6 protein-coding genes and 1 tRNA gene are annotated in these 6,192 nt (G+C 59.2%); 3 read left to right on the top strand and 4 right to left on the bottom strand.

The window, feature by feature from the left end:
• Both VFE81_RS05925 and VFE81_RS05920 read left to right on the top strand, forming a co-directional pair.
• A partial coding sequence (locus VFE81_RS05925) for a T6SS immunity protein Tli4 family protein (RefSeq protein WP_325043699.1) occupies positions 1 to 1,057 on the top strand: 1,057 nt, incomplete at its 5' end.
• A gap of 11 nt (positions 1,058 to 1,068) precedes the next feature.
• Entirely contained in the window at positions 1,069 to 1,356 is a 288-nt protein-coding gene (locus VFE81_RS05920) for a PAAR domain-containing protein (RefSeq protein ID WP_325043698.1), read from the top strand.
• A gap of 676 nt (positions 1,357 to 2,032) precedes the next feature.
• Here VFE81_RS05920 and VFE81_RS05915 read toward each other — a convergent pair.
• Complete coding sequence (locus VFE81_RS05915) at positions 2,033 to 3,058, bottom strand: IS110 family transposase (RefSeq protein WP_325043697.1); 1,026 nt, start codon at positions 3,056 to 3,058, stop codon at positions 2,033 to 2,035.
• Between the two features lie 108 nt (positions 3,059 to 3,166).
• Here VFE81_RS05915 and VFE81_RS05910 point away from each other — a divergent pair, with 108 nt between their 5' ends.
• On the top strand, positions 3,167 to 4,489 hold the full coding sequence (locus VFE81_RS05910) for an IS5 family transposase (RefSeq protein ID WP_325043701.1): 1,323 nt from the start codon (positions 3,167 to 3,169) through the stop codon (positions 4,487 to 4,489).
• Between the two features lie 387 nt (positions 4,490 to 4,876).
• On the opposite strand, the gene VFE81_RS05905 is transcribed toward VFE81_RS05910, so the two are convergent.
• The 3 genes from VFE81_RS05905 to VFE81_RS05895 all read right to left on the bottom strand — a co-directional run bounded on the left by VFE81_RS05905 (position 4,877) and on the right by VFE81_RS05895 (position 6,171).
• A tRNA-Ala gene (locus VFE81_RS05905) sits at positions 4,877 to 4,952 on the bottom strand.
• A 77-nt stretch (positions 4,953 to 5,029) separates the two neighbouring features.
• On the bottom strand, positions 5,030 to 5,380 hold the full coding sequence (locus VFE81_RS05900) for a c-type cytochrome (protein ID WP_325043696.1): 351 nt from the start codon (positions 5,378 to 5,380) through the stop codon (positions 5,030 to 5,032).
• On the bottom strand, positions 5,377 to 6,171 hold the full coding sequence (locus tag VFE81_RS05895; RefSeq protein ID WP_325043695.1) for a BON domain-containing protein: 795 nt from the start codon (positions 6,169 to 6,171) through the stop codon (positions 5,377 to 5,379). Before VFE81_RS05895 ends, VFE81_RS05900 begins: the two co-directional genes overlap by 4 nt.
• Positions 6,172 to 6,192 lie beyond the last annotated feature (21 nt).

Raw genomic sequence — 6,192 nt, 5'->3', positions numbered from 1 at the left:
AGGATGCGCCGGAGCCATCATGTTGAGGCATGTCAGGAAATTTCTATTGCTCGTGGTAGGCGCGTGCGCCTGTTCGATTGTGTTTTCCGGGGAACCGACGATGATTAATCCCTTGCTGTCCAAGCCGCGTCCGTGGTGCATCGGTCGCTTCGTGTTCGACCGGCCAGCGGCGAGCGAAATTTCAAATCAGCGATATGAGTTTCGAGGGGAGAAGTTAGGAACCCAGTACAACGTGTCACTCGCAACCTACCAAGCGAAAGTCGAGGCGCGGGAAAAGGAATTGCACACAAAGCGACGCATAGACCCGGGCAATAGAAATAAAGAGACAGGTCATTCATGGCTGGAAAAAGCATTTTCTCCAGTTAAGGACTCGAGGGTTTTTGTCTACCAGGATGCGGCGACAGATGGGGTTACGCTACCATTTGACACTGAAGGATATATCTACGACAAGGGCACCCTTTTCCATACGACCGGCGGAATTGGTTCGTCCGCGATTGGTAGTGCGGAGAATATTTATAGCGATACCTACCGCCGCATCAAGGCGCGCGATAACTGGTCCGTACCGACGGAATCGGGATTCTGCTTCGACGGCGGGATCGTCACGGGTTCATCGACCTATACCGAGGAGGTCAGCCAGTCGTTCGCATTGATGCCAGGTCGACCAGCGCTTCTGGTAATTCAGATGCGTGACGCGGTGGATGCGGACCAGAAAGAACCGTTGACACGGACACTTCCGCAATTGCGCGCGCAGATGGACCGGATGCCCGGCAGCTATCGTATTTTGCGTCAGGGCAAGCGCGTAATCGCTGGGATGGATGCAGAGGAAGTGGTGTTCGAACTCAAGGAGGGGGAGATCACCTCGTACCGTTTCTATCTGCTCTCGCCAGGCGACCCGAGTACGCTCGCAAAGCCGCATACGGCTATTCAATTGCTACTCGGCGCAAGCAGTCCTGATTTGACACCCGAGCAGGCGACTTCGCCTGTTGACGAAGCTGCGGCCCTTCTGACGTGGGATACGCTGTTAAACAGTTTGCGGCTGCGACCTGGCGCTTTGTGAGCGAGGATGACATGCGACGCTACGACATCCTAAAGGCCGACACGACCACGGTAGGCGGCATCGTTCAGGGTGGTGACGGGCAGGATATGCTGAATGGCCGGGAGCAGGCCTACGAGCACGATCCGGTGTGGTGTCCGGTGTGCAAGACGATCGGCAAGATTCAGTGCGACGGTCCCCGGATTTCAACGACCGGGCCGGATGGTCGGCAAGCGGCGCTGAGCGACGATCTTTGTATCTGTCAGTGTTCGCCGCCCCCGAAGCTCGTGGCGTCGCAGTCGGCGTCATATATCGAGGTGTGAACTGGGAGGATGTGATGGTCAGGAAAGTGATTGGTGTTGCGCTGCTGCTGGTACTGGTGGCGAGCCTGTCGAGTTGTGCGATGTTTACCTGTACCGCCCCTCCGGTGTGTTGATTGCGTGTGAGGCCCCCAGATTTCGACCATGGACCCGGATGGCCGCACAGCCAGCGTTTCGGGTTCTTCCAGAAACCGCGCGTCATAGTCCTGCCCTCTGTAGTGGACGCCGAGCACGGATACGGTATCGCCGGTCACCCGATACGCGATCATTCGAACGGGGACCTTCAGTTTTGCGTCTAGATGCAACAAAGCCGACTTAGTCGAGCCTGAATAATTCGGAGAGTCTCGTGCGACGGGGCTTTGAGGCCGAAATGGTGTTGTGAGATTTGCAGGAACCTGGCATGTATGGACCCGACGCCTTTTGCAAGCTTCTTTTTCCTGATGTCGAAACGGTCTGCATGCATGTATTCGGCTTGCCGTTGGGCGACTTGCCGAAGCACGCCCGCAGCCTTGATGAGATCCGCGCATTCTGTCCTTAGCACATTAGCGGCCTGTCCTATGGGACTGCCGTCCAGGTTCACAGGTTTCAGGATGCTGGTTCAACCATTTTCGTCATCACTTAGAGAAGCTTCGCAAACCACATGAATTGTCCGATAGTCCGGATGTTGGAGGGGTATCGCTCAAACGACTGCGCGCGGTGCAACATAGTCCGTGTCACCGCTCAGAAGTGCCTGGATGATGCGGGCGTTCTTGTTGGCCAGCGCGACCGCGGCGCAATTATGTCCACGTCGTGCGATCAGTTGCTGCAGCCAGACGCTGCGCGCATCCGTTTTCCCCGCGACATAGCGCAGCACGGCCCGTGCGCCGTGAATGAGTAGCGTGCGCAGATAGGTGTCGCCTCGCCTGCTGATGCCTTGCAGGCGAGGCTTGCCGCCGGAAGAATACTGTCGAGGCACCAGACCGAGCCACGCGGCCAGATGTCTGCCGTTGCGGAACTGTCGGGCGTCGCCGACTGCGCCAACGAGAGCCGTGGCGGTGATCGGGCCAATTCCGGGTACCCGGGCGATCTTCCTGCAAAGCGTCGAGTGCTTCATGAACGACTGGATGGAGCTTTCGAAGAAATGCAGACGCTCTTCGATCGCGGCGAGGTGCTGCAGCAGTTCGGTAAGCAGTGTCTGGCAGAACGATGTCAGCTCCTCACTGCAGGCGCGCAGCAGCTCCGGGATTGCTCGTCTGAAGGCTTGTGGTGAACGGGAGATGCTCAGACCTCGTTCGCCAAGCAGCCCGCGCATCTGGTTAATAAGCGCGGTGCGGTGGCGCACCAAGATCGCCCTCATGCGGTGTGCAGCCTGGATATCTTGCTGCTCGACCGATTTGATGCTCACAAAGCGCATGGTAGGTCGGCACGCGGCTTCGACGATGGCCTCCGCATCGTTACGGTCATTCTTATTGGTTTTGACGAATGGTGCGACATACTGCGGGCTGATCAGTTGCACCTCAATGCCCAGCGACTGGAAGCGGCGTGCCCAGTGATGCGCGGTACTGCACGCTTCCATCACCACCATTCGTGGCTTCAGCGTCTTGACGCTCTCAAGAAGCGAGCCGCGGGAAACCTTCGCGCGGTGCACCGCGCAACCGCGGCGGTCGGCACCGTGCAGCTGAAAGACCTGTTTGGCCAGATCAATGCCAAGGATGTGGATTTCCATGATGAACTCCAACTTGTCCAGATTGGGAAGTCAGTGTGCCCCGAAGGGGGCGTCGGGTCCATCTCAGTACATTAACGCGTGAATCCTGCATTTTTCGACGAGGTGCAGATGGGTCCGAAGACGCCTGTGACGGAGGGAGATTTCTTCCGGCAACCGCTGCGCGAACAGATCAACCTGAAGCATCCCCTGGTGCGCCTGACTGAGCTGATCAACTGGGGTCGGCTAGGCGTGTCGATGAGCGAGAGCTTCGTATCAGGCAGGGGGCGACCAGCGAGTTCGCCACGTCTGATTGCGGGGCTGCTGTATTTGCAGCACGCATTCGATCTGTCCGACGAAGAGGTCGTCTGGCAATGGGTGGAGAATCCGTACTGGCAGGTGTTCACGGGCGAAACGTACCTGCAGACCGAGCCGCCAATTGACCCGTCGAGCCTGACGCGTTGGCGCAAACGACTGGGCGAAGCCGGCGTTGAAGAGTTGCTGGCCGAGACGATCGAAGCAGCAAAGCGTGCTGGTGTTATCAAAGCTTCGAGCGTGAAGCGCGTGATTGTCGATACGACAGTCATGGAGAAGGCGATCGCCCATCCAACCGATTCGCGATTGCTCGAGCGGTGTCGCGAACATCTGGTGAGGGCTGCGGCACGGCACGGCCTGAAGCTGCGGCAGAACTACAACCGCGAGGCGCCGCGTCTGGGGCTGCAGATTGGCCGCTACGCTCACGCGAAGCAGTACAAACGCATGAGGAAAGCGTTGCGTACGCTGCGCTCGCGCGTTGGACGGGTGATGCGCGATGTGGAGCGACAGGTCGCCCAGGTGGCAGACCCGGGCCGGGCGGCACTGCTGGAGCTGATTGGTCGCACGAGGCGCATCCTGGCGCAGAAGCAGAAGGACAAAAACAAGCTCTACGCGCTACACGCACCGGAAGTTGAATGTCTGGCGAAAGGCAAAGCCCGCACACCCTACGAATTCGGCGTGAAGGTGTCGATCACGACGACCCATAAGGAAGGCCTGGTTGTTGGCATGCGCTCGATGCCAGGCAATCCGTACGACGGTCACACACTGGCTGAAGCACTGGAACAGGCGGCAATCCTGAGCGACACCACGCCGGAAGTTGCCATCGTTGACCGTGGCTACAAGGGTGTCGCGGTCGATGGCGTGAAGATCTACCACCCGGGCTTGCGCCGGGGCATCACACGCGGGCTACGCGCGATGATCAGACGGCGCAGCGCGATCGAGCCAACCATCGGTCACATGAAGACAGACGGAAAACTCGGCAGGAACTGGCTCAAAGGTGCGCTGGGCGACGCGATGCACGCGGTGCTGTGCGGCGCTGGTCACAACCTCCGGATGATCCTGAGGAAGCTGCGGCTTCTTTGTGTCTTCATTCTCGCCGCTTTACTTAACCGCTGCATTGCCACCGACGTGATGGTGTGACGTCGGTCGCTCGGGAAATGAATTGTTCAGGGCCGACGACTTAACGTCGGCTCGGTTGTAAAGCATATGGCTGCACTTTGTGGGTAAAGCATACCCCTACACTTGATGCAAAAATATGTCTCCTGTTTCAACGGCTCCCCGCACAAATCCTGCGAGTTTTGACGCTGCCGCTGCCCCGCCGCTCCGTAGCCTTCGGCCGGCAAACCGAAACTTCTCGGCTTCGTGGGATCTACACAGCAGTGTCGGGCAATGTTGAGCACGCTGGAGAACATGAGACGGGACGTTGCTGGCACAAATTTGGCACAACGCGAGTGCCAAATAGTGCTGTCAAATGCAAAACAACGCACTACATCGCAAGACGTAGTACGTTGTTTTTACTGCAAAAAATGGTGGAGAGGAGGAGGATCGAACTCCCGACCTTCGCATTGCGAACGCGACGCTCTCCCAGCTGAGCTACCCCCCCAACGTGCAAACAATTCTAGCACAGGCATTTTGCGTTTTGCCAAGCCCTCCGGGTGGCAAAACCCGGGGGGCAAAACATCACTTCGACGGTGCGCCAGCCAGCACCCAGTCCACCACTGTGCGAATGTCAGCATCGCTCATCGATTGATGCGCGGGCATCGGAATCATGCCCCACACGCCGGAGCCGCCCTCCTTCACCTTGCGCGCCAATTTTGCCGGCGCTTGCGCATCGCCTTTGTACTTTGCAGCAATCTGCTGGAACGACGGACCAACCAGTTTGCGGTCCACCGCGTGACATCCCATGCAGGCATTCGAGTTAGCAACGATCTGACCACGCGGCGCGTCGGCCGCACGCGCTGAAGATGCCCAAGCACCCGCCAACGCGCTAACCGTCAACGTCGCGGCAACAAACGCGACGCCCCGCTTCATGGCGTTGTCGCGGCCGGATTACCCGGATGCACCGCATTCGAATTGCTGACCGGCGCCGGTGCCTGCTGATCGAGCGGGCGCGAACTCACCGATGAATCGGGAATCGCACCGACGGTCGGCGAGCTCGCGTCCGGCTGCGAAGCAGCTACCGGTGCGGTCGCCGCTGCAGCGGCAGCCGCCGCCGCTTCTTGCGGCTGGATGTACTGGAACACCTTCACGACCTGCGTCACACCCGGTACGCGGCTCGCGACGTCAGCACCGCGATTGCCTTCGTCCATCGTGACAAGACCCATCAGATACAGCGAGCCACGCTCGGCCACGACCTTGAAGTTGTTCGCCGAAATGTTCTTCTCGGCGATCAGCGCGGTCTTCACGCGCGTTTCCAGGTACGTATCATTGGTGCGCGACGAGAACGAGCTCGCCGGCATGATCGCCAGTTCGTTGACGATCGTGTTAACGTTGTTCAAGCCACGCACGATGCTCTCCGCGCGTTGCTTCGACGCATTTCCTGCCACTTCGCCGGTCAGCAGCACGCGGCGGTTGAACACCGTCACGTTGACGTGCGCGCTGTCGGGCAGATTCTGGCTGATCTGCGAGAGCGCCTTCACCTGCAACTCGCGATCCTCGGTCTGCGCGCCGAGCGTGCGCCGGTCGGTCGCCACCAGCGCGCCGCCGCCCGCCGCGCCGGCAACGGCCAGAAAGCAACCCTGCAATGTCGCGGACAGTCCCGCCGCGAACCCAACCACCAGCACGGTTCTCACCAGTGTCTTCTTGACGCGGAATACGCTCATCAACTAGCTCTCCTTCGGAAT

Source organism: Paraburkholderia sp., assembly GCF_035656215.1.
GTDB lineage: Bacteria > Pseudomonadota > Gammaproteobacteria > Burkholderiales > Burkholderiaceae > Paraburkholderia.
Note: the sequence above shows the minus strand (reverse complement) of the source record. Positions and strands in the feature narration are given on the sequence as shown.